Raw genomic sequence first — 22,978 nt, forward strand, 5'->3', positions numbered from 1 at the left:
ACCTGTTGAGGTGCTGGACCGGCACCTGCACCACCTGCGGCCGACCCCTGCCGACCAGCAGAACCAGAGCCAGAACCTAACGAAGCACTACTAGGACTTGTCCGGTCGATCATGTTCGGAGCCAGCTGACCAGGGCGGTGAAGACGGAGCCGCGCCTGTCGTCACACAGTCCGCCACAGCTTGCGTCGCCTGGGCAATGAACGGTGGGGGTGGAGATGGACGTGCAGTACGCGCCGCGGGTGCGGCACCTCCAGACGGACCGCCAGCCATCGCCGGGGGAGCCTCCCCGTGCTCGTCCCTCAGTCGGCGGGACGCGAGGCGGTGGTTGAGCACCGCACGCCACCACTCCAGCCGGTCCGCCGACGCCTGAGGGAGGGCACGCACGAAGACGCGCGCCAGGGCGAGCAGGGTGGTGGTGACGGTGGTCAGGACGACGAGGCACGCCGCGGCCCACGGGGGGACCGCGGAGAGGATGGACAGCACGGAATCTCGGCCTTCCGGAAGCGCGGGGGCCAGGTCTGGTCTGACGACAGACCCAACCAGAGTCTCGCCGAGGGGCGTGCTGTCGGAGCGAGGGTGCTGCCCGTGATGTCGGGAGGTCGCTCGACTCGGCCCCGTCAGAGGTGGCCCGTCACCGGGTTCGGCATGCCGGTGACGCTGTTGGCGCCACGTCTGGCATGTGCATCCCCCTGACCACTGACTTCCGTTGCCCTGGTGCATTCCCTCCGTGGAGATTCCTACACCCACCACCGGCTACCGCGGGGCGCGGCAGGATGTTCCCCATGGGAGAGCAGTGGGGAACCGTCGCTGCCCTGATCGGCGTGGGTGGCACCTTCGCCAACAGCAGCCCTCAACCGGGCCGGCACGCCTCACCCGCCATCACGCACCAACTCGTTATTGGGCGTGGAGACCGCGCGGGAAGGCATCCGGGTCAACGCCCGTGCCCCACCCCGGTCAACCCCCCTTCTGCGGAAGCTGTTCGCCACGGACCCAGAGCGGGCTGCGCGAGGCCTGGTGCACATCCCGGTCGGCCGATTCGCGGAGGCTGAGGAGATCGCCGCGGCGGTCGCGTTCCTCGCCAGCGGCCACCCCTCCTTTGTGAACGCCGCCGACTTCCTGGTGGACGGCGGGATCTCGGGCGCGTACGTGACACCGTTGTAAGGCGGGCGGGACGGCCAATCCCGCCGTCAGTGCGTGAGGGTAGGGTGCCGCTGTGGATATGGCGACCCCTGGGTGGTATCCGGACCCGTGGCATGAGGCCGGCGGCCCGGCCGGGCATCGGTGGTGGGACGGCACGACCTGGACCGAGCATGTGCAGGCGCCACAGCCGCCCGGCGGGGGCAAGCGGCGCCGCGGCCTGGTCGTGGGCCTCATAGCCGGCGCCCTCGTGCTGGTCGCCGGGGGCGTCACGGCGGCGGTGGTGCTGACCGGCGGCGACGGCGGTCGCAAGGCGCCGTCGGCCCACGGTTCTGCCTCCCCTGACTCGCACGCGCCGAGCCCCTCGGCGTCGCACCGCGCCCAGCCGAAGCCTTCCGGATCCGCGGGCGAGGACCGCCACCATGGCGGGAGCCGGCCCCCGGGGCAGCGCCCGGCCGTCACCGGACACGTCGACGACGCGGTCAACGGCCTTCGCGTCCCCGTGCTGCGCGGCTGGCGGGGCACTTCCACCAAGACCGGCGCGGGCCTCGGGTACGGCACCGTGTACCACTGCCCGGCGGTGCCCGCCGACTCCTGCCTGCCCGGCGGGGCGTACACGCGGGGCATCGCCCATCCTGGCGACCTGACTCTCAAGGAGCTGGCACAGGCCGAAATCGGCGAGGTCGCGCAGAGCACGTACGGGACCAACACGAGCGGCCGGAAGGACTACGGCGGCATCACCGGACATCGCCGGACCGCTGCGGGGGCTGTGACGGTTGCGGGCCGGAAGGGGTACTTCATCCGCTGGAAGATCAGCACGGACACGGGGGCCGGCGCCGTCGTGGAAGCGGTGGTGTTTCCCTCGCCGCGGGTCCAGGGCCGCTATCTGTTGCTCGGCTTCGGCTTCGACAACAACAGCAGGGGCCCGTCCGTGACGGACATGCAGTGGATCACTGATGGCATCGAGCGCCTCGACGGCGGCGGTAGCGGTAGCGGCGGCAGCAGCGTCTGACCGGGGCGCCGCCCGGCCGTCACAGAAACGTCCGGCTTTCTCCGCGATACGTCGGCACGGTCGCCGTGACCTCGTCGCCCTCGATCAGGTGCAGCGTGTCGAACCCTTCGCACAGCTCGCCCGTCTTGGCATGCCGGAACCACACCTTGTCGCCGATGAGGAGGTCGTTGGCGGGCGCGCCCAACGCAGCCGGTTGCGGCCCCGCGGCGCCCCACGCACCACCCCGACACAGCCAGCCGACACGGCCGCTGCTCCCGAAGCCTGGATTCCGGCATTTCCGCAAGACCCAGTGCCAATGATCAAGAGGAAGACAGGCAAGCGGCGCCAGGACGGTCGGCCCGGTGTCCGGGGCGTCGCTGAGCAGGGCGCCGATGCAGATCAGGAAGTCTCATGCCGCAGCGGCGGCCGTCACCAGCTCGGGGAGCCGCTGCTCCCGGCATGTGCGCTCCGGCTTTCGCACGGCGATCCACAGCCGCGGCCAGTGCCGCACGAGCAGTCCGGCGGCACACTGGGCAGGCTGAAGGAAGATGTCGTGCATGTCGTGGCGGCTCTCCCAGCGGACCCGGTAAGCGGCGCGGGCCGTGGAACCAGGCGATTGCGAACTCGGCGACCCAGCACGTCCCGCCCAGGCCCGAGCCGTGCGGCGGTCCGCGCCTGGCTTTCTTCGGGGCGATGCCGCGCTCACGCAGACGGCGGCGGTGGCTGTCGTGGTCGTAGCCGCGATCGGCATTCACCGCGCGGGGCTTGCGCCGGGGCCAGCCCCACTTGCCCCGCACCGGCGGCAGGGTGGGAGTCGGCGTGGAGCGCAGCCTTCTGGCGTGGTGGCACAGGCGAAGAAGCCGCGTCCGAAGCGGCCTGCGATCCGGCTTGGTGAGATCGACACGGTGGCACTTGTGGACCGGCTCCGGGATATGTACCAGGCGGGCGCTGAACCGGAGTTCGAGTGCTTCCCGGCTTCCGACGAGTTGCCGCTGGTGCTGAAGCATGCGGAGAGGACAGCCAGCGAGCTGGAGGGCGACACGGCCGCGGTCGACCGGAAGGACGTGATGGGCGAGGCTGCGGTCATCCGCACGAAGCTGTGGCAGTACCTGCGGGAGCAGGCGGATGCCGGGCAGATCACGGCCATCGAGGCGGGGCGGGCAGTCGGCATGCCCCGGCACCGGTTCAACGAGGCGCTGGGCGTGGTCTGGAAGGTCGACGGCCCATGCCCTGGGCGTAGGGCGTGATCTCCGAGCCATCTGGTGTCGACCACTCTCTGCCGCGGCGGGGTGCTCTGCCGGTGCTCTCCGCAAGCGACTGCATCCTTTGGCCTACTGTGTTTTCGGCCCTGCGGAGGACGACCTTGCGGTGCCGCCGCGAGAGGGTTGATCCGTGCGAACAACCATCGGATACACCGTCGAAAGCATCGGCTACGTCGTAGGAGCGCAGGGGCTCGTCAGCTTCGTTTCGCAGACCTTCTTCGGCACGGAGTGGGGCTGGATGCACAACATCGTCGACCTGCCGTCCACCGCTTACCTCGGCATCGTCGTCGTGGGGCTGGCGCTCATCGTCGGCGGGGTGAAGACGCGGAAGGTGGCGGAGCGCCAGGAGGCCGCCTGACCGGCGCGCCTTTCAGCCCCCGCGACTCCCATTTCCGTGTCGTAGCGGTCGAAGCCCGCAAGCCGCCCGCCGCGTGACCCGCGCTTACAGCAGGCGGCCCTGTGGTGGCTCTGCTCCGGACCGGTCGCCAACTTGTCACAGAGCCGGAAGAGGTTGCCCCGGTCCCCGGTGCGATCGCCCGCGCGATCCGGTATCGCTGATACAAAGCCGAAACGACTGGGTTCGCTGAGCAAACGCCTCGATTGGACGAGCACGGACAGCCGCACGTGAAGCGGCCGCCCCACCGACTGGTGCCCGCCCCGTTCCGTCACCCCGCGAACGCCGTTTCGTCGGTAGCTCACGTGATGGGTGACGCGGTGGAAGTCCAGGGGGTCCGCCGCCAGCGATCCGCCCAGCAGCGCCCGCTCAGGCTCCTTCCACACCCCGGCCTCCTGCCACTCGGCCAGCCACCGCCAGCAGGTAGGCCCGGGCCGAACCCAGACTCCTGCGCGGAGGGGTGACGGCGTCCCGCCATGGTGCGAAACCACCGCCGCCCTCCGACCCAACCCTTGCCTCACCTATCGATATTCGATAGATTCCCATCGTAGCTCGATGGAATGGTGGGGCATGGGACAGCTGACAGTGCGCGCGCTGCGCGTCGTGCTCGTGGTGGTGCTCACCGGCACCGTGTTCGTACAGGCATTGATGATGTGGGCGTTGGTCAGCGGGAGGGACCCGGAGGACGGGTCGCTCCCACTGACCCCGCTGCGCGTGATCACGATCCTGGGCATCGGGACGGCCCAGGTCGCCCTGGTCTGTGTATGGCGACTGGTAACGATGGTGCGACGCGGAACCGTGTTCTCCCACGCCGCCTTCCGGTACGTGGACGTCATCATCGGCGCGATCGTTGCGGCTGCTCTCCTGTGGTTCGCGGTCACGGCCGTGAATGCGCCCGGTCAGCGGGACGACCCGGGCGTCACCCTCATCATGGGCGGAATTGGCGTGGCCATCCTGGGAGTCGCGCTCATCGTGCTCGTGCTGCGGATGCTGCTCGCCCAAGCCGTGGCCCGCGACGCCGAAGCGGCGCAGATGCAGGCCGAGCTGGACGAGGTGATCTGATGCCGATCGCCGTCGACATCGACGTGATGCTGGCCAGGCGGAAGATGTCCGTGGGTGAACTCGCAGACCGCGTAGGGATCACGCCCGCCAACCTGGCCGTACTCAAGAACGGCCGCGCCAAGGCGGTGCGATTCGCGACGCTCGCCGCGCTCTGCGAGGTGCTCGAGTGCCAGCCAGGCGACCTGCTGCGCTGGGAGGCCGAGGACACCGCGGACGAATGAACCGTGCCTGCCGACGCGTCATCGCCGATCCCGCTCGCCTTTGACCAACTCCGCGAGCATCCCGGGTCCGTACCCGGGGAGACGCCGGGCCTGCTGGAGCATCTGGCCGAGGTGCCCGATCCTCTCGTGACGCTCCGCGGAGAAGGCGTCCAGCGCCTCATGTCGGGCACCCTGGCCTCCGGACGGCAGGTCATCCAAGGCGCCAACCCGTAGCCTTGCCCCAGTGATCCACAGGAAGCGACTCGTCGACGACCTCTTCGGTCAACGAAGGACGCTGAGCAATCAGCACGAGGTATTGCCTCCAGGGTTCGGCGCCCGCTACCTGACGCCGTAGGCACTCCGAGGGTACGGGCCGGGCTGCCTCCTATGAGGCCGAACTGCCCGACCCCACCCGCCTGCCGACCGGTCGGCAGAGCCAAAGCGATGTCACCAGCCTCATCTTGGGCCATCTCCGCAGGCCTGGGGAAGCACCGCCCACCTCGTCGAAACGCTCCGGGCCCGGCGGGACCGTCCCCGCGCGAGCGGGGAATCCCGAGCACACCTACGCGATGGACCACGAGAGCGCGAAGGGAGATGGACATCGTGACCCTGCCCTACTGCGCCGCCTGCGGGCCGCGCGCTGGAGGCGCACTTCCTGGGCGAGGTCATGGGCGGGTGCGCTGGCGACCTGGCCGCGGGCGCAACTCGGCGGCACCCCCAGGAGTTCGACGGCGTGGTGCCAGCGCTACTGATTTCGACGCTTCAGGGTGACGGCGGCGGGAGGCCGACCCAGAGTCTGCTGACTTCCGCCACCTCGAAGCGCCAAAGACAGCAACGGCCCCTCGCTCACGACCGATGAGTGAGGGGCCGTCCCGTTTCCCCGGTCCCCTACGGAAGGCCGGCACGGTTCGCCATCATGCGCAGCGCCTCGTCCAGCGCCTTGCGTTGCTCCTCCGTCAGCCCGGCCACGAACTCCTCGTCCAGGGCCCGGGCCAGGGACGTGCAGCGGTCCAGCAGGCCTTGCCCCTCCTCGGTGAGTGTCAGCACCTGCCGTCGGCGGTCCTGGGGATCCCGGATCCGCTGAACCGCGCCGAGACCCTCCAGGTGGTCGGCCAGCGACACCATCAGGCTGGGCGCAACCCCCATCCGCATGGCCAGTTCCTGCTGGGACGCCACGGCAGCACGGCGGAGCGCAGCCATCAGACCGACGTGCTTGGGTTTGAGGCTCAGCCCCTCGATCTCCCGTGCAAACCGGTCGGTGACCTCCGTGCCGAGAGTGCCGAGCCTGAACACCACAGTCGAGGTCAGGCCCGAGGCATCGCCGGCTGTCGCCCCATTGACATCGCTCATGGGGAAAATGATAGCTTCCAAAAACCATTCAGAGCCAGAATGATTCACGGAGAGACGTAACTGTGAACTCGTCCATGCTCCAGGCCATCCTCATTGCCGCGAACGGCCTCGCCTCCCTCACCTCGGCTGGCTTCTGCATCGCCGGAATGATCAGGCCTGGCCTCGCCCTGCCCAAGGGCATGGCCGTCAACGGGGGCACACATCTCTACGCGAACGCCTATGGAGCCCGGGCGATCCCCCTCGCCGCCGTCACCCTGGCCCTGTTCGCCATGGGCGACCGGTCCGCCGTCGCCCCCGTTCTCGCCATCGCCGGCCTGGCCCAGACCGGCGACTCCGCGATCGGCGTACAGCAGCGCAACAGGGGCATGACCATCTCCGCCGGCCTCCTCGGTGTTCTTCACCTCGCGTCGGCGTGGTGGTTCCACACGCACTGAACGCTCATTGGCCTGCATCTTCAAGCCAGTCTCAGGGCGGCTGCCTGAGAGATCGGGGAGAGAGCCCGGTTTCCGTGATGAAGCCGTCGAGGAGCTTGGAGCGATACCGGAGCCGTTGGAGCGAAACTGAAGCCGTCTGAGCCGGCTGCGTACGAGTGCTTCGAGTCGACCAAGCGCGACAGGTGCGAGGCTCGCCAGGCTGTAGCCGCCCCCTGCCGGGCGGACGCCTTTTCACCGGGCTGTACGTCGAGGCCGCGCGACGCACCGGCCGGGTCAGGCCGCCAAGGCCGGGGACCCGGTCACCGTCCTCTCACTTGAGCCCGAGCCTTACGCCGGAACCGGCTTCTTCCCGCGCTGAATCCCACCTGAGAAGCTCAGCCATCGTTCTTCGGACCTAGCACATTGATCGGCGCGGGGCTGCTGGCGCCGAGGAGCCGGGGCTCCATGGCCCCTTCGGAGTTTGTACCGACGACGACGGCCTAGAGGTTGTCCCGTAACCGGTGGGGCGGTTGTTGCGTTGGCTGGGCATGGGTGGGGTGATCTCAGCGGATGATCCGAAGTGGATCGAGCCGTTCTCCGGGCTGAGCGAGTCGCAGTTCGCCAGACTGGTGGCGTTGGTGCGGCGTCGCGGTGGTGATGTTCAGCGCGGCCGTCCTTGGCGGCTGCCGCTGGAGGACCGGGTGTTGCTGGTGGCGACGTACTGGCGCACGAACTTGACGTTGCGGCAGGTGGCGCCGTTGTTCGGGGTCTCGAAGTCTGCGGCTGACCGCATCCTCGATCACCTGGCGCCCTTGCTGGCCATCTCGCCGGCCCGGCGGCCACGCAAAGACACCGTCTACATCATCGACGGGACCCTGGTGCCCACCCGTGATCGCAGCGTGGCCGCGTCCAGTAAGAACTATCGGTACTCGACGAACCTGCAGGTCGTGATCGACGCCAACAGCCGCCTGGTGGTGGCGATCGGCCTGCCGCTGCCCGGCAGCCGCAACGACTGCCGGGCGTTCACGGAGTCCGGCGTCGACCGGGTCTGCCGCGGCGCACCGACCATCGCCGACGGCGGATACCAGGGCACCGGCCTGCTCATCCCGCACCGCAAACGACGAGGTCAGATGCACCTCAGCCCACGGCAAGAGGCGGAGAACGCCGTCCACCGCCGGGCGCGGGCCCGGGTGGAACACGCCTTGTCCCGGCTGAAGAACTGGAAAATTCTGCGGGACTGTCGACTCAAGGGCCACGGCGTTCACCACGCGATGCTCGGCATCGCCCGGCTCCACAACCTGGCCCTCGCTGGATAACTCACGCCCCATACGGGACAACCTCTAGCACCGAGGGCACTGGAGAGCACGTATGACCAGGCCAATGACGATCTCCGGTGTTCCCGTGATCACGTCGTCACGAGCTCTGCTGGAATCGCTCCGCAGCCGGAGCAGGGGTGTCGTAGTAGCCAGGCTGTGCCACCAGGACCGAGTTGAAGTAGTGGCCCTGCTCTTCCTCTGACTCGTCGTCGGCGGCGAACGGGCGCCAGAAGCTCAGCAGCAAGTCCTGGGCGATGAATGAAGCAGCGTCGTCGGGATCTTCCTGGATGGAGGTGACCTCACCTACGCGCCGGATGACCTCTCGGCCGGAAGCGCGAACACGTCCACACCCTGGAAGAGCACTCGGTCCGTCGCTGTCGACGGTCTCCCCAGTTCGATGGCTTCGAGCATGTCGCGCACTCAGTGGATGCTGATCATCAGTCCGCTGGGACGGAAAACGTGCTGACCAGGCCGGTCGGACTCCGATACTGCGGAAGGATCACGGAGCGAGTCCAGTGCCGTGTTGGCCGCGTGCCGAGTCATACCGATCCGCAAGGGGCCGACGCCGGTCGGTGGGGCGAGGTCGAAGTCCATGCGGGCATGATGCCAAGCGGGCCTGTCAACGAGTGGGCTCTCGTGCAAGGGTGTCCTCGCCGCCGGTGTGCCCGCTGAAGAGGGCGTCGTGCATGACCGCGTCGGGGGATGTGCTCTCTTCCGCGAGTCGCGGCCACGGCTCGGTAGCCGACCGTCTCCGGTGGGTGTCGATCATGTACGAGAGCACCCCTGAGTGGCGTGTCAGCGTCACGCTCGGCGCCGTCGCCATGTCCGCCGCCTTCTCCTGCCCGGTCTACACCTCGGTAAGGCTCCATGGAGTGCTCGGGCTGAGCCCGGTCGGCATCGCCACCGACACCGCCGCCCACTCGTGGGTCTCATGTCCACAACACCGCCCACACACCACCCTGCCGGCCGCCGATACCGGTGCGACCGGCGACAACCCGGCCGTCACGCAACTCGACTGATTCGTAACATGAGTTCCGGCAGGCACTCGGTCGGCCGGCCGAGCGCCTGTTCCTTCGGAAAGAACGCCTCCGCGAGGGCAAACGCCATGCCCCAAGCCGTCCTCGCTCTCGCGCGCCGCCCTCACGCCGGACCGCACCGGACGGCACGTGCCGACGACCGCCGCCCCAGTCACTCCTCCCACGAACAGGCGAAACCCGTGACACAACACCAAGCCGCCACCACCCCCTACAACACCGGCATGCTCGGCAACGACGACCCACAAGAACGCGACCGCCTGGAGTCCATACAGCGCAGCGTGGACGCGTTCACCACAAACATCATCGACGGCCTTCCCGTCCAGCCGTCCTGGAACTGCCTGGAACTGGGCGCGGGCGCCGGCTCCATCGCCTACTGGCTCGCCGCCCGCTGCCCGGACGGCCGCGTGGTCGCCGTCGACCTCGACACCCGCCATCTCGAGGCCGGCCGGGCCGCCAACCTGGAGATCCAGGAAGCCGACATCACACACCACGACTACGCGCCCGGCACCTTCGACCTCATCCACGCCCGCTACCTGTTCTGTCACCTTCCCGACCGGGACGAGATGATCGCCCGGGCCGCCGGCTGGCTCTCCCCCGGTGGCTGGCTCGTCGTCGAAGAACCCTACGACCTGCCACCCACCGACTCACCCTTCCCACTGGTCCAGCGCCTCCTCACCGCCTACCAGCACACCTGCCGGCAGCACGGCGCCGACATGACCTGGGCCCGCAGACTGCCCGCGCTGCTCGCCCGCAACGCACTGACCGAGGTGACCTACGCCGGAAACCTCGGCCGCATGGGGGGAGGCGACAAGGACCGCTGGCGCCCGCTCATCCAGCGAACGGCCCCCGCCCTCCTGGCCGACGGCCTCGTCACCGAGAAGGACCTCGGCGAGTTCACCGAACTGCTGCAGGACCCGGCGTTCATCGACATCCCCCAGATGACCGTCTCCGCCTGGGGCCGCCGCCCGCCGCACACCCCACCGCCGACCACACCGGCCGACGGCACACCGTGACACACGCTGGTTCGAGTCCTGCCCTCTCCGCCCCATGCAGCACCGCCCTCACCGGGGCCTGCCCGGTGAGCAGGGGCGATGTCGAGAGCGGGCCAGTTGGTCCTACGTTGGTGGCGGGTTGGACGGGCCGTCGTAAGGTCCAGAGATCCAGAGGCACCGGGCATGGCTTTCAGTTGGTTAGCCTTGATGGTTCCCTGCACCTGGCCGCCTCGCCAAGTGCCGTACTTCTCTCGGGCAGGTGGGCCCACTGCGTTCCGGTCTGGAACGTGAACGCGATCGCGTCGATCACCTCCCGGGGATCACGCCACCGGCCACGCCGTTTCGGCGTCCGGTCTGGGAGTAACGGCTCGATGCGCGCCCCCTGCGCGTCAGCCAACGGCACACACAGACCAATGGCCGGTAGGGCTGAACGAAACAACCCATGCGTCAGGCAGGGCTCTGCTCAGCAAGTGCTCTGTTCCTGCAGGCCGTTGAGACACCATGTCATGTTCACTCACCGCCACCCGATAAGGAGGCCAGCCCGGTGCATCGTGACGGGCAGCCGGCGAACGGCCGCAGCATCTCACCAGATCGGCTCGCTGAGATCGAAGAGATCACTGACGGCGTCACGCGCTGGGCCGCGAAACACCACGATATCGTGGGCGTGCTCCTCGTCGGCTCCTGCGCCCGAAATGCCGCCCGACCTGACTCCGACATCGACCTGGTCCTCCTCACCACGGACGAGAGCAGATACGCGGACGGCGTATGGGCCGACGGGCTCGCCCTCGGCACCTTGATAGGGACTCAGTCATGGGGAGCGGTCGTAGAACGACGCTTCTCCACCACCTCGGGCCTGGAAAGAGAGCTGAATTTCGGTGGCCTCAGCTGGGCAAGCACCGCCCCTGTCGATCCCGGCACAGAGCACGTGGTCGCCGATGGAGCCCGCATTCTGCGCGACCCCGCCGGTGTCCTGAGCAGCCTTCTGCAGACCTGCCAGGCGACGTCCGCACAGCCCCCGGCGTCCACACCTTCCTGGCCCCGCTGCGGACACGGTACGACTGCCCCTCCCTTCGTCGGCTGCCGGGGCATTCGTATCCACCACGACACCTGCTGTCTGGCCCATTTGGCCGACGCCGACCGCACCACGCACCTTGCGGGGCCGACCCCGGAGCCGACGTCGACTATCGCGGCACTCCGTTCACCGAACCCCTCCTGCGTGACCTTCTCCGCACCCTGCACGACCCTGCCACCGGCAAAGCACGATTGGGCAATGCGCGTTTCGACGGAGCGAGGTTCTCCGGCGTCGCGGGGTTCGACGGAGCCACCTTCTCCGGTATCGCACCGGGTTCGCCGGCACACAGTTCATGGACCACGCTGAATTCAGCCTGGTGATCTTCACCGGCCCCGCCGGCTTCCCCCGTGCGGGGTTCCAGGGACCCGCCGGGTTCTCCGGTACGACGTTCAAGGGGGTCGGCGGGTTCACCGGGGCGACATTCAGCGCCCATGCCGGGTTCGCCGGCGCGACGTTCTTTGGGCCTGCCGAGTTCGACGAGGCCGCGTTCACCGGCGCCGCCAGGTTCCGCCGGGTGGCCTTCACCGGTCCAGCAGGCTTCGTTCGGCGCCAGGTTCTCCGGGCCTGCCGAGTTCGACAGGGCGGCCTTCACCGGCGCCGCCAAATTCGACGGGACGGCCTTCACCGGCCCTGCAGGCTTCCGCCAGGTTGAATTCTCCAGTGACGTCCGGTTCGGTGATGCGACATTCGCACTGGACGCCGCGTTCCGTGAGGCGAACTTCCCGTCTCTCTCGACGCTGGAGCCCATGATATGCGCTGGTCAGGTCGATCCGTCGGACAGCGCTTTCGGCGCACCCGCGATATTGGAAATCGCGGCAGCCGAGGTCCAATGCGTTCGGACTCGGTGGGATTCCATGGCAACCCTGCGCCTGCGGTACGCCAGCGTGAACCTCAGCCGAGCGGTACTGGCCGCACCTGTGCCCCTGACCACCACACCACAGCTCACCGCCACCAGGCACACAGCGGAAGCAACACTTCTGGGCGACCGCGACCCGAGTGTGAAGGTCACTTCAGTGCCGGGCGTGGACGCTGCACATCTGGTCCTGACCGACACCGACTCGAGCGACTGAGCCTTTGCCGACCTGGCTGATGAGCAGGTTGGCGAGCTCCTTGGTCAGGGTGCGGGCCGCTGAAGAAAGTCCTGCACGAGCGGATCAGGCTCGCCCGTCTCGGGATCAAGGCCCGCAAGCCAGCGGCGCTGCTGCTCACGCCAGTGCACGAAAGGAGCAGTCGCGCCCCAGAGGGAGGCGTCACCAAGAGGGCATACGTCGAACTCGGCTCGCATCATCTTGACCAGGAAGTCGACCATGCCGCAGTCGAAGAGTGCCCATCTGGAGTCGCCGTAACGGATCTGTCGACGCCAGGCCACCACCGGCCACTTGTCCGGGTTCCGGTCAAGCATCAGCCAACCCAACTCGTTGGCATTGCAGCCAGAGCCCCAGGGCAGAACGGCACCGCTGGCCGCCGCGATGCCGGGGACACCGCCCTCCCTGTCCCACAGGTCCTGAAACGTAGGCTTGCTGTCCAGAATGCTCCCAGGATCCCACTGCAGGTAGTCGACAGGCACAGGTCCCAGGATTCCGAGTTCTCCGATATCACCCGCGCCGTAGACGGACATGAAAGCTCGGTAATCGCTCGGGAGACGGGTACCCAGCACCTGCTCCGCTGCCGGCCAGTCCACTTGCTCATCAGCCCCGTGCTGTGGGGAGACAAGACTGAGCAGCGCCTGCAAAGAGTTCTGGACGGACACGGCACTCCCTCGATCGGCGTCGGAGGCTCACCGTAGCTGCATGCACTGACAGGCCCCACGCCACACCCGTCCAACAGTGAGCCTTTGCCAAGCTGAGGGCAGAGCTCGGCTGTTGGGCTGACAACGTTCTCGCGCTCGCCCACCTGCGGGTGGGACACACCTATGCCCAGCTCGCGGCCGGATTCGGCGTCGGAACAGCGACCGCCTACCGCTACGTCACCGAGGCCGTCGATCTCCTGGCCACCCTCGCGCCCACCCTGGCCGACGCCGTCCGCGCCGCGTCGGTGAAGGCGTACCTTCTCCTGGACGGCACACTTCTGCCGATCGACCGCATCGCCGCAGACCGGCCCTTCTACTCCGGCAAGCACAAGAGACACGGGATGAACGTGCAGGTCCTCGCCGATCCCTTTGGCCGGCTGTGGTGGGCCTCACCGGCCCTGCCTGGCGCTGTCCATGACGTCCGCGCGGCCCGCGAACACGGAATTGTCGACGCCCTTGCCGAGGCCGACATCACCTGCTGGGCCGACAAGGGCGGATCCTCCGCAAGTTCCGGTGCTCGACGACCCGGATCACCTGCCTTGTCCAGGCCGTCCTCACCCTCCGCGGGGCCCGCCCGGTGAAATGATCCAGAAGAAACCCCTAGCCGTGACCGCACAGCGCGTGGTCGGTGAGTGTCTGGACGGCCTGGTTGACCTTCGTCTGATCGACCAGGGCGGTGGTGGTGGTCACCGACACGGTCACGGCCCGACGGCCGTCCTCGCTCACGGCGGGCCTGGTGTAAACGCCGAGCCCGTCGCCCTCGTGCAGGTAGTACACCCCGCCGCATGTCAGCGGGATCTCGCGCAGGCCAAGTCCGTACCCGCCCCGCTTGCCAGTCGGCGGCACCGGCAGATCGTCGTACGGGACGGTCTCGCGCATCTGCCGCCACTGCTGGGCCGGCAGCAGCTTCCCCGCCGCCAGCGCCTTGAAGAAGATGTCAAGGTCGGACGCGGTGCTGACGACGCCGGAGTCCGCGGTGTGCTGGAGGCTCTGCTCGGTCAGGTCGAGCGGTGTGCCGCCGGGGCCGTCGACCGTGACCCGCACATGCGGGCCGAGCAGGAAGGGGTTATCGCCGGGGATGTAGGTGTGCCGCAGCCCGAGGGGGGCGATGATCCGATGCTCGACCTGCTCCCGCCAGGTAGCGCCGCCGGCGTCCGCCTTCTGGGCGATCATCGCCGCGAGCAGATAGTTGGTATTGGAGTACGACCACTGCCGCTGCGACCCTGCGGGTCCCGGCGTGAACAGGGGGCGGTGCCGCATCGCGATGGCGACCAGTTCCCCCGGCGGCGTCGCGTCGTAACGGCTCTCCTCGAAGTGGTTGAGGATGCGGTCTTGCACCTCGGGGTCGGTGATGTAGTCGTAGATGCCGCTCGTCTGCTGGAGCAGGTCCCGTACCGTGATGCGTGACCCGTCGTTGCCGTGCCCGTCAACCACGCCGGGCAGCCAGTGCTCGACCGTGTCGTCGAGCGAAAGCCTTCCCTGCGCGACCAGTTGAAGTACGACCACCGCCGTGAATGCCTTCGTGGTACTCGCCACCCGGAACTGCGCGTCCCAGGGCACCGGCGCTTTTGATCCGACCCCCGCCGTGCCGTACCGCGCTCGCAGCACTCCCTGCGGCCCGTCCAGCCGCGCGACGACGTTCACGTCCCCTCCCCCGGCCGTCCTGACCGCGGCGAGGTCACGCCTCAGATCGGCGGTGGTGTAGGTGGCGTGACTCGGCGACGCGACCGGCTCCGGCTGCTGGCGCCCGGCCGTCTGCGCTCCCGCAGGCATCACCGCCAGCACCGACGCCGCCACAACGGTGAGTGCGACGGCGGTCCTCCTGATGGCCCCTGACATGGCAACGTACATGCTGATCCCCCTTGGCTGACGGCCGACGTGCGGCGCTGACCTGACAAGACCCCAGTCAAGCCGCCAGCCGATGCCCGGCACATGGTGTTGCCACCCCAGGCACGGTGGGGACAACCCCCGTGCCCCCGACCGCCTGGTGCGGTGACCGCAAACGTGTCACGGGCCGACCAAGGGCCGGGGCGTCGGGGTGCGACCTTCTCCAGGTAGCCAGTGACGGCTCGCTCTGCGGCGTAGGCAGTGCGGTCGCCCTTCTCTCTCGGTGCGGAACCGGCCTCGGGGAGCGATGGAACAGTGGTTGGCGTTGAGCATTGACCGATGTCATGGACGCCGTGGTACAGCGAGGCGACAGAGGGATGTCGCCCGGCGTTCTTGCCGGTCTTGGCATCGCCGCTTCCGCCGCCTCGCCGTCCGGCGGAACCAGTTCCTCGACCCGCGTCAGCGCGTGCCGCACCTCCTCGCGGGAGGCGACGGTCTCCACCGCCCGCCACAACGCGGCCACGTCCAGGTCGGCCCGGCACGCGTCGACCAATTCCATCTCCTCGATCAGGTCCCGCGAAGCCTTCGCCAGCGTCCGCGACGCGTTCTCCCACCGGGGCAGCCTCGCCAGACGCTCCCTCTCCGTCGCCCGACGCGCCGTGCTGATCAGCCGCACCTGCATCAGCAACGCAAACAGGTCCAACGCGTCATCGATGGCGGCGGCCTCCAAATGACGGACCACCGCGGTCAGCATGGCCGTCCGCTTCGGCTCCGGCATGCGGGCCAACGTCGGCGCCTTGCTTCCCAGCCCCTGCCGTGCCAGCGCCGCCAGGCGGTTCGGAGGCACCCGGGACAGGTTCACCCGGCCAAGCCGCAGGCCGGCGATCTCGTGGACGCGTTCCAACGTCGAAGCCTTGTGTTCGCTGGACCCAGGGATCAGGCCGTCGAGGACGTCGACGACGAACTGGGACGCGGGGCATGGCTTCGAACTCGTCTCGTGAGTCGTCGTTCGGCACTGTGTGCCCATCAGGTGACGGATGCTCAGCGATGGCTGGGCCCGCCGGTCAGTCGATGCCTTCGATGATGCGGAAGTCGCGCTCGACGCCGTCGGGGAGGGCCACCAGCGCCTTCTGGTATGCCTCGCTCTCGTACGCCGCGACGGCCTGTTCAAAGCTGTCGAACTCGATCAGAACGACGCGTTGCGTGATTCCGGCCTCGTGGGCGACGACTCGACCGCCACGGGACAGGACGCGCCCTCCCCCAGCCTGGACAGCCGGACGGGCCAGCTTGTTGTAGGCAGTCAGCCTCTCGGGATCGGAAATGGCGGGGTAGACACTGACCCAGTAGCCCTTAGCCATGGAAACCTCCTGTCGGCCGGACACGTCCGACTTCGAATTGACACTCAGATCGATCGATCCCGGCGACGGGTACTGCGGTCAGTTGAATCGTCATACGCGCAGGTTAGGGCTTGATGTGCGGTCGAGGGAAAGACCGGTACGAGATAGGCTCAGAACGGATCGTTATCAATCGGCAGGGAGGGCACGTGGCGCCGGATACGGTGAGCCTGCGGTACTTCCTGGTGCTGGCGCAGGAGTTGAACTTCACCCGCGCCGCCGCACGGATCGGTATCGCACAGCCCGCACTCAGCGCACGGATGCGCCGATTGGAGGCGGAACTCGGTACGGCCCTGCTGGTCCGCAACACGCGTAGCGTCGTATTGACCACGGCCGGTGCGGCCTTGGCGGAGTCCGCGCCGCCCGCGCTGGCGGCACTGGACCGGGCATGGGACACCGCCCGGAGCGCGGCGGCCGGTGAACTGGGCACGCTGCGCATCGGATACAGCCTCAGCACCGGGGCCGAGACGGCACCAACCCTGGTGGACAGGCTCATTCGCAGCAGCCCGGGACTCGAGGTCGGCGCGGTCCCGATGGCGACACCGGAGATCTCCCCCGCGGTCGCCGACGGCCGCATCGATGCCGGGATCACCCGCGGTGAACAGCCGGGCCGTGGCGTGCGCCGGTTCCTGCTGCGGCGTCAGCGCGTCGGGGTCCAGCTGGCGCAGCACCATCCGCTGGCCGAACACCCGGAGATCGAGATCGCCGACGCGGCCGCGTATCCGCTGCGACTCCCGGACCGTGCGGCCAACCCCGTGATCCACGATCAGCTGTCCGCACTGTTCCGAGACACCCGACCACACCCCCGATTCCACACGCCCGCAGTCTCTTTCGACATGTCCCAGCGCGACCTGCGCGACGGGGTCACCCTCGCCCCGGCCGGAGAAGCCGCGGTCACGGCACAACCGGCCGGTCTCACCTGGCGACCGCTGCGGGGCGCGCCCAGCCTGACGATCCACCTGGTCCTCCCACGCGAGCAGTCGCCGCTACACCGCCGCATCCGTGCCGTCGCCAAAACCCTGGCGCACGAGCTGCACTGGCTGCCGGACTGACGCGCAAGGGGTCAAGCGAGACGGCCGCCTGCGGTGGCGAGGCCGAAGACCTTGCGCCCGGCGGACTTCGCGGTGATGACGACGGCGGTCTTGCTGAATGTCCGACACGACCTCGCCTCGCCGGCGGATCAGCATCCGATGACGGCCCCGGGTCCGGTCCGAGTCGTACACCGCGGCGACGTCCTCGCCCAGCCCGAGATCTCGGCGGATACCGCGCCTTCGCCGACGCCGAACCGGACAAGCACGGGTAACCGGCGGGAACGCCCGCCGTCAACGGCGTCCATGACGTCAATCAATGCTTAACGCCAACCACCGTTCCCTTGCGCTCCCCGAGGCCGGGAACGGGCCCTCCAGGGCGCTGCTTCGGACAGCGTGGTTGGTCCGCGTCCGCTGGGGGGCATCTTCGTCGAGGGGCCACAGGTCGGCGATGACCATGTGGTTCGCCTCCCCGTCGAACCGGTGGTCGGACCCGCCGGCGCGGCTGCTGGACGGCAAACGGTGGGAAGCCGTCGCGGAGAACGTCTTGCACGGCCTGGGCCTGGACGAGCCGGTCGGGGAACACCTCGCGGGCGGGTGCGCGCCTTGGATGCGGCCTGGCAGCTGATGGCCGAGCCGCTTCAGGAGGCCGGGGTGAAGCCGGATGTGGTCGCCACCGACAACGCTTCGTACTCCGCCATGGTGTTCCGCCTGTTCTCCCTGCTGGGCTACCACTTCTCCCCGCGGTTCGAGGACCTGGCCGACCAGCGTTCTGGCGTGTGGAGCTGCCCGTTGTGGCGACCTGCGGTTACGGGCCTTTGGAGGCCCTGGCCCGCAACAAGCTCAACCTGAACAAGGGGCACACGCACTGACCGGACATGCTGCGGGTGGTCGGCCCGGTCGACGACACACACCCCCGGAAGGTGAACCGGCGGCTCACCGCGCGGGAGTCCCGGCACAAGCTGGCCCGCGACATCTGCCACGGCAAGCGCGGGCAGACCATGCAGGCGTACCGGGACGGTCAGGAGGACCAGTTCGGCGCGCTCGGCCTGGTGCTGAACGCCGCGATGCTGTGGACGACCCGCCCCTGGACGCCGCGGTCACCACGTTGCGGGAGCTGCCCGCCGACCAGGGCGAACACGGGGTCCTGGACGAGGACGCGGCGCGGCTGTCCCCGCTGCGCCACGCCAACCTCATCTGCCTGGGCCGCTACAGCTTCCGCTCCTCCACCCCGGCGGCCGGCACGCGCCGCGCCTTGCGTGACCCACGGGCCGCCGAGACGGAGGAGGAAGAGGACAGCTGACGGCCGCGGTCAGCTTCCGCAGCCGCACCCGGCGGCGGCCTTCGCCTCAGCCGAGGTCTGCGCGGGATCAACAGCCTGCTCCTCGGGGGTGCAGCAGGCGGTGGTGCCACAGCATGCCTGCGGCGCGCTGTCGGCGCTCTTGCCGAGGGTATCGGCGTCAGCCTTGACGACGTAGAACTCCCACGGCTCCTTGCCGGGCCCGTGGACCCACACCTTGTCCTGCAGGGCGTAGCAGCAGGAGGTGTCGTTCTCCTCGAAGGTGGCCAGGCCCGCCTCCTTGAGCCGGGTGGCGGCGGCCGTGACCTCCTCGGCGCAAGAGACTTCGACACCGAGGTGGTCCAGGCGGGTCTCCTTGCCCGCCTCGCCCTGGATGAGGACGAGCTTGAGCGGTGGCTCGGTGATGGCGAAGTTCGCGTACCCGTCGCGGCGCTTGGCGGGCTCGGTGCCGAACAGCCTGGTGTAGAAGGCGATCGAGCCCTCCAGATCGGCGACGCGCAGAACCAGCTGGACTCGGGACATGACGGTCTCCCTCGGGAAGCAGCTTGCATCGACACCTGTCGATACAAGCGACGTTGCCACCGGATTCGATGGGTGTCAACATAGAGGAATGTCGAAACAAGCTGGTCTGTCCGTGCTCGGCCAGGACACGGCGTGCTGTGTGCCGATGGTCCGCGAGCCGCTGGGCGAGGAGGCCGCGGCCGAGCTGTCGCGGACGTTCAAGGCGCTGTCGGACCCGATCCGGCTGCGGCTGCTGTCGCTGATCGCCTCGCACGAGGGCGGCGAGGCGTGTGTGTGCGACCTCATCGGCCCCTTCGACGTCTCCCAGCCGACGATCTCCCACCACCTGAAGGTGCTGCGTGAAGCCGGGCTGGTCGACTCGGAGCGGCGCGGGACCTGGGTGTACTACTGGGTGCTGCCCGAGGCCCTGGCCAAGCTGTCCGCGCTGCTGCAGACCCCCGCCGTAGCCGCGAAGGCCACCGCGTGAGCGCCGGGGCACCGCTCGTGCGGCGAGTGGCCGCCGAAGCACTGGGCACGGCGGCGCTGGTCGCGGTGGTGGTCGGCTCCGGCATCCAGGCCACCGAGCTGACCCGCGACGCCGGCGTGCAACTGCTGGCCAACTCCCTGGCCACCGCCTTCGGCCTGGGTGTGCTGGTCGCCTTCCTCGGCCCGGTGTCCGGGGCGCACTTCAACCCGGTCATCACCCTCGCCGCGTACGTCACCGGCCGCCGGAGCGGCGACGGCCCCACCCTGGCCGACGTCGCCGTGTACATCCCCGCGCAGACTGCCGGGGCGATCGGCGGCGCGGTCCTCGCGGACGCGATGTTCGCCAAACCGCTGGTCCACTTCTCCAGCCACGACCACTCCGCCGGTCACCTGTGGCTGGGAGAGGTGGTCGCCACCGCCGGGCTGGTCTGGCTCATCTTCGGCCTGGCCCGCGCCAGCCGCGCGCACCTCGCACCGGTCGCGGTCGCCTCCTACATCGGGGCGGCGTACTGGTTCACCTCCTCCACCTCCTTCGCCAACCCTGCGGTGACCATCGGCCGCGCGTTCACCGGCACCTTCGCCGGGATCGCCCCCGCCTCCGTCGCCCCGTTCCTCGCCGCCCAGCTGGCCGGTGCCGTCCTTGGTCTGGCTCTGGTCGCGGCCTGCTTCGGCCACCCGGCCCCTGCGGGCGGCGACGAGGCCGTGGTCCCGCACGGCGAGCAGCAGCCCGCTGTCCCCGCCCCATCTGCCGAAGAAAGCGCCCTGACCTCATGAGCACTCCCGTCATCCCGTCCGTGCTGTTCGTCTGTGTGCACAACGCCGGGCGCTCCCAGATGGGCGCCGCCTTCCTCACCCACCTCGCCGGGGACAAGGTGCAGGTCCGCTCCGCCGGATCCGCCCCCGCCGACGCCGTGAACCCGGCCGTGGTGGAGGCCATGCGCGAGGTCGGCGTCGACATCTCCGCCGAGACCCCGAAGGTCCTCACGGTGCAGGCCGTGCAGTCCTCAGACATCGTGATCACGATGGGCTGCGGGGACGCCTGCCCGTACTTCGCCGGCAAGCGGTACCTGGACTGGAAGCTGGAGGACCCGGCCGGGCAGGGTGTGGCGGCCGTCCGGCCGATCCGCGACGAGATCGAGAGCCGCATCCGTGACCTGCTCGCCGAACTCGGTATCGAGGCGGCCAGGTGACCGCAGCGGCGACGGGCGTGCGCATCGCACCGATGCGGACCGAGCACGCCGACCAGGTCCTGGCGATCCACCAACTCGGCTCGACGAGGGCAACGCCGCCTTCGAGACCGACGCACCCACCTGGGAGGAAGCGTTCGACGCCGCCAAGCCGACCGAGCACCGCCTGACCTCCCCCGATGACGGCGACCAGGTGCTGGGCCGGGCCGCCGTAGCGCCGCTCTCCGACCGATGCGCGTACGCCGGCGCCGTCGAGCGCTCCCTCTACGTCCACCCCGACGCCCCCGGCCGCGGCGTGGGCCTGGGGCTGCTGACCCCACTGCTGGCCTCCACCGGCACCGCGGGCGTCTGGACGGTGCGGTCCGGGATCTTGCCGGAGGACACCGCCGGCCTCGCCCCGCGCACCCGGGCCGGGTTCCGCGTCATCGGCACGCGCGAGCGGATCGGGCGCCGTCGCGGGAAGTGGCGCGACGCCGTCCTCGTCGAACGCCGCAGCCCCACCTGAGCTGAGCGTGACGGCCGCCGCGCACGGTGCCTGTCCCTGGAACTCGGCACCCGCATCACCGCGATGCGCCAGCCCCTCGGCGTCCCCCTACGTGTGCCCTGCAGGGCAGGAGACGGACCGAGGTCGAGCATGTATACCGGGTCGGGGTATGGTCGGTGGCGGAGTGCGGAATGAGGAAGGTCATGACCGTGGACAGCACACAGACAGGCAGGCGGGGTATCGCCCGGCTGCTGGCGGTGTCTGCGCTGCTGTTCGGCCTGTTCCTGATGCACGGGGCCCCGGCCACTGCCGCGGAGGGCTGCCACGGGACCATGCCCGCGATGGCGGCCTCGTCGATGGACGGCGTGCACCATGCCGCCGTGATGACCCCAGCCCCGGCAGCCCCGCACGGTTCCAGCCTCGGCGTCCGGGCCGCAGACACATCCGGGATGCCCGGAATGTGGTGCGTCTCGACCCCGGCCCACGAACGAGTTCCCCTGCCCGCCCCCGGTCTGCTCGTCGTAGCCGGTGCCGGGGCGCTCGCCCTGTGCGCGATGGCCCGACGGCGGGCGCCCGCTGACGGGACAGGGCGGCGCGGGCCACCGGCCGGTGGACGAGGCCTCCTGCTTCAGGTGTGCATCGCGCGGACGTGACAGGCGCGCGCCGGACCCGGGCCCAGCCCCAGGCCGGCACCGCGCCCTGCTCGTTTCCGCGCGCCACCGGTGTGGTGCGCCCACCCGGAAAGACACCACTTCGATGTCCTCTTCTTCCCGTTTCACCGCGCGTTCTTCCCGTTTCACCGCGCGCCGTCGCAGCCTCTCAGCGGTCGGCGCCGCAGCCGTTCTCTCGTTGACGCTGACCGCCTGCGGGTCCTCCGGCGACTCCTCGTCCATGCCCGGCATGGATCACGGCAACAAGTCCTCCTCGTCCCCCTCGCCCAGCACATCGCAAGCGATGGGCGACATGCCCGGCATGGACCACGTGGCCGCCGACAACGGCCTGGCCGCCACCAAGGACGGCTACAGCCTCATCTCCAAGGACGCGACCCTGCCGTCGGGTATCCGGGCCACCTACCGGTTCACGGTCACGGGCAGTGACGGCAAGCCGGTCACCGACTTCGCCCTCGACCAGACCAAGCGGATGCACTTCTACGCCATCCGCTCCGACCTGACCGGCTTCCAGCACATCCACCCCACCATGGCCGCCGACGGCACCTGGAGCGCGGACCTGGCCTCCCTGGCTGCCGGTTCCTGGCGCGTGTTCGCCTCCTTCACCCCCGACACCGGCATGGGCAAGGGCAAGGACTTCGTGCTCTCCCGCACCGTCACGGTGCCCGGCAACGGCACGAAGGCCCCGCTGCCCGCACCGGCCACCAGCACGCAGGCCGACGGGTACACCGTCACCGTCAACGGCGAGCCGATGGCCGGCATGGCGCACCCGCTGACCGTCTCGATCACCAAGGACGGCAAGCCCGTCACCGACCTTCAGCCCTACCTGGACACCTACGCCCACCTGACCGCCTTCCACGAAGGAAACGCCGCGTTCGCCCACCTCCACCCGACCACCAAGGTGACCGGCGACCACGGCGGACCCGACCTCGCCTTCCACGCCGAACTGCCCACGTCCGGCAACTGGCGGCTGTTCCTGCAGTTCCAGACCGGCGGCACGCTCCACACCGCCGCCCTGACCCTGCGCGTCGGCTGATCCCCGCGGGGCGCCGCCCCTGGCGGCGGCGTCCCGCACCAGTCCGATGGTC

At 69.2% G+C, this 22,978-nt stretch carries 24 protein-coding genes and 9 pseudogenes; 22 read left to right on the forward strand and 11 right to left on the reverse strand.

Annotated elements, in window-relative coordinates; translation table 11 throughout:
- Positions 1 to 897: 897 nt before the first annotated feature.
- Positions 898 to 1,161 (forward strand): annotated as a pseudogene (locus ACWC94_RS34390) (SDR family oxidoreductase); the annotation flags it as partial.
- Positions 1,162 to 1,219: 58 nt separating this feature from the next.
- The gene (locus ACWC94_RS34395) at positions 1,220 to 2,149 is read left to right on the forward strand and encodes a DUF2510 domain-containing protein (protein WP_450801217.1); all 930 of its coding nucleotides are present in this window, start codon (positions 1,220 to 1,222) and stop codon (positions 2,147 to 2,149) included.
- Positions 2,150 to 2,168: 19 nt separating this feature from the next.
- Here the strand turns inward: ACWC94_RS34395 and ACWC94_RS34400 are convergent.
- Together ACWC94_RS34400 and ACWC94_RS34405 are read right to left on the reverse strand one after the other, a co-directional pair.
- Positions 2,169 to 2,339: pseudogene (locus ACWC94_RS34400) on the reverse strand (amino acid deaminase/aldolase); the annotation flags it as partial.
- A 315-nt stretch (positions 2,340 to 2,654) separates the two neighbouring features.
- Positions 2,655 to 2,934: pseudogene (locus ACWC94_RS34405) on the reverse strand (IS5/IS1182 family transposase); the annotation flags it as partial.
- A gap of 33 nt (positions 2,935 to 2,967) precedes the next feature.
- Here ACWC94_RS34405 and ACWC94_RS34410 point away from each other — a divergent pair.
- Both ACWC94_RS34410 and ACWC94_RS34415 read left to right on the forward strand, forming a co-directional pair.
- Entirely contained in the window at positions 2,968 to 3,375 is a 408-nt protein-coding gene (locus tag ACWC94_RS34410; protein WP_450801296.1) for a hypothetical protein, read from the forward strand.
- 145 nt (positions 3,376 to 3,520) lie between these two features.
- Complete coding sequence (locus ACWC94_RS34415) at positions 3,521 to 3,748, forward strand: hypothetical protein (protein ID WP_450801218.1); 228 nt, start codon at positions 3,521 to 3,523, stop codon at positions 3,746 to 3,748.
- 332 nt (positions 3,749 to 4,080) lie between these two features.
- On the opposite strand, the pseudogene ACWC94_RS34420 reads toward ACWC94_RS34415, so the two are convergent.
- Positions 4,081 to 4,235: pseudogene (locus ACWC94_RS34420) on the reverse strand (IS5/IS1182 family transposase); the annotation flags it as partial.
- Between the two features lie 119 nt (positions 4,236 to 4,354).
- Here ACWC94_RS34420 and ACWC94_RS34425 point away from each other — a divergent pair.
- Both ACWC94_RS34425 and ACWC94_RS34430 read left to right on the forward strand, forming a co-directional pair.
- Positions 4,355 to 4,846 carry a DUF2975 domain-containing protein gene (locus ACWC94_RS34425; protein WP_450801219.1) on the forward strand — a complete coding sequence of 164 codons (492 nt, stop codon included), beginning with the start codon at positions 4,355 to 4,357 and terminating at the stop codon, positions 4,844 to 4,846.
- Positions 4,846 to 5,067: a helix-turn-helix domain-containing protein gene (locus tag ACWC94_RS34430; protein ID WP_450801220.1), complete on the forward strand. Its 222-nt coding sequence runs from the start codon at positions 4,846 to 4,848 to the stop codon at positions 5,065 to 5,067. The genes ACWC94_RS34425 and ACWC94_RS34430 overlap by 1 nt, the downstream gene beginning before the upstream one ends.
- A gap of 867 nt (positions 5,068 to 5,934) precedes the next feature.
- Here ACWC94_RS34430 and ACWC94_RS34435 read toward each other — a convergent pair.
- On the reverse strand, positions 5,935 to 6,396 hold the full coding sequence (locus ACWC94_RS34435) for a MarR family winged helix-turn-helix transcriptional regulator (RefSeq protein ID WP_450801221.1): 462 nt from the start codon (positions 6,394 to 6,396) through the stop codon (positions 5,935 to 5,937).
- 62 nt (positions 6,397 to 6,458) lie between these two features.
- Here ACWC94_RS34435 and ACWC94_RS34440 point away from each other — a divergent pair, with 62 nt between their 5' ends.
- Together ACWC94_RS34440 and ACWC94_RS34445 are read left to right on the forward strand one after the other, a co-directional pair.
- Positions 6,459 to 6,830, forward strand: a complete 372-nt coding sequence (locus ACWC94_RS34440) for a hypothetical protein (protein ID WP_450801222.1) — start codon at positions 6,459 to 6,461, stop codon at positions 6,828 to 6,830.
- Positions 6,831 to 7,357: 527 nt separating this feature from the next.
- On the forward strand, positions 7,358 to 8,125 hold the full coding sequence (locus tag ACWC94_RS34445; protein WP_450801223.1) for a transposase: 768 nt from the start codon (positions 7,358 to 7,360) through the stop codon (positions 8,123 to 8,125).
- A 97-nt stretch (positions 8,126 to 8,222) separates the two neighbouring features.
- Here ACWC94_RS34445 and ACWC94_RS34450 read toward each other — a convergent pair whose 3' ends face one another.
- Entirely contained in the window at positions 8,223 to 8,369 is a 147-nt protein-coding gene (locus ACWC94_RS34450; protein ID WP_450801224.1) for a hypothetical protein, read from the reverse strand.
- A gap of 523 nt (positions 8,370 to 8,892) precedes the next feature.
- On the opposite strand from ACWC94_RS34450, the gene ACWC94_RS34455 reads away from it, so the two are divergent.
- Positions 8,893 to 9,144: a hypothetical protein gene (locus ACWC94_RS34455; RefSeq protein ID WP_450801225.1), complete on the forward strand. Its 252-nt coding sequence runs from the start codon at positions 8,893 to 8,895 to the stop codon at positions 9,142 to 9,144.
- A 197-nt stretch (positions 9,145 to 9,341) separates the two neighbouring features.
- On the forward strand, positions 9,342 to 10,175 hold the full coding sequence (locus ACWC94_RS34460) for a class I SAM-dependent methyltransferase (RefSeq protein WP_450801226.1): 834 nt from the start codon (positions 9,342 to 9,344) through the stop codon (positions 10,173 to 10,175).
- Between the two features lie 169 nt (positions 10,176 to 10,344).
- Here the strand turns inward: ACWC94_RS34460 and ACWC94_RS34465 are convergent, their stop codons facing one another.
- On the reverse strand, positions 10,345 to 10,557 hold the full coding sequence (locus ACWC94_RS34465; RefSeq protein ID WP_450801227.1) for a transposase: 213 nt from the start codon (positions 10,555 to 10,557) through the stop codon (positions 10,345 to 10,347).
- A 39-nt stretch (positions 10,558 to 10,596) separates the two neighbouring features.
- Between ACWC94_RS34465 and ACWC94_RS34470 the strand changes: the two genes are divergently transcribed.
- The 3 genes and pseudogenes from ACWC94_RS34470 (at position 10,597) to ACWC94_RS34480 (ending at position 12,296) form a co-directional block, all read left to right on the forward strand.
- Positions 10,597 to 11,532 carry a nucleotidyltransferase domain-containing protein gene (locus tag ACWC94_RS34470; RefSeq protein ID WP_450801228.1) on the forward strand — a complete coding sequence of 312 codons (936 nt, stop codon included), beginning with the start codon at positions 10,597 to 10,599 and terminating at the stop codon, positions 11,530 to 11,532.
- A pseudogene (locus ACWC94_RS34475) lies at positions 11,519 to 11,650 on the forward strand (hypothetical protein); the annotation flags it as partial. The gene ACWC94_RS34470 and the pseudogene ACWC94_RS34475, both read left to right, overlap by 14 nt.
- 7 nt (positions 11,651 to 11,657) lie before the next feature.
- Positions 11,658 to 12,296, forward strand: a complete 639-nt coding sequence (locus ACWC94_RS34480) for a pentapeptide repeat-containing protein (RefSeq protein WP_450801229.1) — start codon at positions 11,658 to 11,660, stop codon at positions 12,294 to 12,296.
- Between the two features lie 44 nt (positions 12,297 to 12,340).
- Here the strand turns inward: ACWC94_RS34480 and ACWC94_RS34485 are convergent, their stop codons facing one another.
- A complete protein-coding gene (locus ACWC94_RS34485; RefSeq protein WP_450801230.1) occupies positions 12,341 to 12,976 on the reverse strand; it encodes an SMI1/KNR4 family protein in 636 nt (211 codons plus the stop codon).
- 125 nt (positions 12,977 to 13,101) lie between these two features.
- Between ACWC94_RS34485 and ACWC94_RS34490 the strand changes: the two are divergent.
- Positions 13,102 to 13,542: pseudogene (locus ACWC94_RS34490) on the forward strand (transposase family protein); the annotation flags it as partial.
- 73 nt (positions 13,543 to 13,615) lie between these two features.
- Here the strand turns inward: ACWC94_RS34490 and ACWC94_RS34495 are convergent.
- The 3 genes and pseudogenes from ACWC94_RS34495 to ACWC94_RS34505 all read right to left on the reverse strand — a co-directional run bounded on the left by ACWC94_RS34495 (position 13,616) and on the right by ACWC94_RS34505 (position 16,200).
- The gene (locus ACWC94_RS34495) at positions 13,616 to 14,866 is read right to left on the reverse strand and encodes a serine hydrolase domain-containing protein (protein ID WP_450801231.1); all 1,251 of its coding nucleotides are present in this window, start codon (positions 14,864 to 14,866) and stop codon (positions 13,616 to 13,618) included.
- 382 nt (positions 14,867 to 15,248) lie between these two features.
- Positions 15,249 to 15,755: pseudogene (locus tag ACWC94_RS34500) on the reverse strand (Tn3 family transposase); the annotation flags it as partial.
- 151 nt (positions 15,756 to 15,906) lie between these two features.
- The gene (locus ACWC94_RS34505) at positions 15,907 to 16,200 is read right to left on the reverse strand and encodes a DUF1330 domain-containing protein (protein ID WP_355184981.1); all 294 of its coding nucleotides are present in this window, start codon (positions 16,198 to 16,200) and stop codon (positions 15,907 to 15,909) included.
- A 185-nt stretch (positions 16,201 to 16,385) separates the two neighbouring features.
- Between ACWC94_RS34505 and ACWC94_RS34510 the strand changes: the two genes are divergently transcribed.
- Together ACWC94_RS34510 and ACWC94_RS34515 are read left to right on the forward strand one after the other, a co-directional pair.
- Positions 16,386 to 17,288: a LysR substrate-binding domain-containing protein gene (locus tag ACWC94_RS34510; protein ID WP_450801232.1), complete on the forward strand. Its 903-nt coding sequence runs from the start codon at positions 16,386 to 16,388 to the stop codon at positions 17,286 to 17,288.
- A gap of 555 nt (positions 17,289 to 17,843) precedes the next feature.
- Positions 17,844 to 18,567, forward strand: a pseudogene (locus ACWC94_RS34515) (Tn3 family transposase); the annotation flags it as partial.
- 9 nt (positions 18,568 to 18,576) lie between these two features.
- On the opposite strand, the gene ACWC94_RS34520 reads toward ACWC94_RS34515, so the two are convergent.
- Positions 18,577 to 19,086 carry an ArsI/CadI family heavy metal resistance metalloenzyme gene (locus ACWC94_RS34520; RefSeq protein ID WP_450801233.1) on the reverse strand — a complete coding sequence of 170 codons (510 nt, stop codon included), beginning with the start codon at positions 19,084 to 19,086 and terminating at the stop codon, positions 18,577 to 18,579.
- A 145-nt stretch (positions 19,087 to 19,231) separates the two neighbouring features.
- Between ACWC94_RS34520 and ACWC94_RS34525 the strand changes: the two genes are divergently transcribed.
- The 6 genes and pseudogenes from ACWC94_RS34525 (at position 19,232) to ACWC94_RS34550 (ending at position 22,926) form a co-directional block, all read left to right on the forward strand.
- Positions 19,232 to 19,552: an ArsR/SmtB family transcription factor gene (locus ACWC94_RS34525; protein WP_450801293.1), complete on the forward strand. Its 321-nt coding sequence runs from the start codon at positions 19,232 to 19,234 to the stop codon at positions 19,550 to 19,552.
- Positions 19,549 to 20,325, forward strand: a complete 777-nt coding sequence (locus ACWC94_RS34530; protein ID WP_450801234.1) for an aquaporin — start codon at positions 19,549 to 19,551, stop codon at positions 20,323 to 20,325. Before ACWC94_RS34525 ends, ACWC94_RS34530 begins: the two co-directional genes overlap by 4 nt.
- A complete protein-coding gene (locus tag ACWC94_RS34535) occupies positions 20,322 to 20,741 on the forward strand; it encodes an arsenate reductase ArsC (protein ID WP_450801235.1) in 420 nt (139 codons plus the stop codon). The genes ACWC94_RS34530 and ACWC94_RS34535 overlap by 4 nt, the downstream gene beginning before the upstream one ends.
- A 32-nt stretch (positions 20,742 to 20,773) precedes the next feature.
- Positions 20,774 to 21,243: pseudogene (locus ACWC94_RS34540) on the forward strand (N-acetyltransferase family protein).
- Between the two features lie 182 nt (positions 21,244 to 21,425).
- Positions 21,426 to 21,875 carry a hypothetical protein gene (locus ACWC94_RS34545; protein ID WP_450801236.1) on the forward strand — a complete coding sequence of 150 codons (450 nt, stop codon included), beginning with the start codon at positions 21,426 to 21,428 and terminating at the stop codon, positions 21,873 to 21,875.
- Positions 21,876 to 22,122: 247 nt separating this feature from the next.
- Positions 22,123 to 22,926: a hypothetical protein gene (locus tag ACWC94_RS34550; RefSeq protein WP_450801237.1), complete on the forward strand. Its 804-nt coding sequence runs from the start codon at positions 22,123 to 22,125 to the stop codon at positions 22,924 to 22,926.
- Positions 22,927 to 22,978: the final 52 nt, after the last annotated feature.

The organism is Streptomyces sp. NPDC001135 (assembly GCF_053598395.1).